Raw genomic sequence first — 399 nt, forward strand, 5'->3', positions numbered from 1 at the left:
AGGTAATGGCACCTATACCGTCAGCCAGGTAGAAGAGATCAATACCGCGTCCCAGGTGGCGGGTCGTGCCAATGTCGGCTGGTCGGTGACGGGGAATAATGAGGCCAGTGACGGTGGCTTGAAGTTCATCGGCATCAGTGCCCTGAACACCAACGGTGGGGCGGTCAGTAATGGCACCGGCGGTCAGCAGACGGTGGCCCTGGCAGACAATGCCTTCACCGTCGCGAACATCCAGTTCAGTGGCAGTACGTCGTACACCGGTCACAGCAGTGACACCGATATTGTCACGGACGGTCATAACGGTACCAGCTGGTTGCTCAAGGGGCAGAACTCAGCTCAAACCGGAAACTTCCTGTTCAATAATATTGGTACAGTTCAAACCACTGATCAGGTTCAGAA

Annotated in this window: 1 protein-coding gene; it reads left to right on the forward strand. The window is 55.4% G+C overall.

All coding sequences use genetic code 11. From position 1 onward, the window contains the following. Nucleotides 1–399, forward strand: a 399-nt coding sequence (locus CWC28_RS22165) for a hypothetical protein (protein ID WP_171038365.1), incomplete at both ends; no start/stop codon positions are given.

This window comes from Pseudoalteromonas sp. S4492 (genome assembly GCF_005886115.1).
Lineage (GTDB): Bacteria > Pseudomonadota > Gammaproteobacteria > Enterobacterales > Alteromonadaceae > Pseudoalteromonas > Pseudoalteromonas gelatinilytica.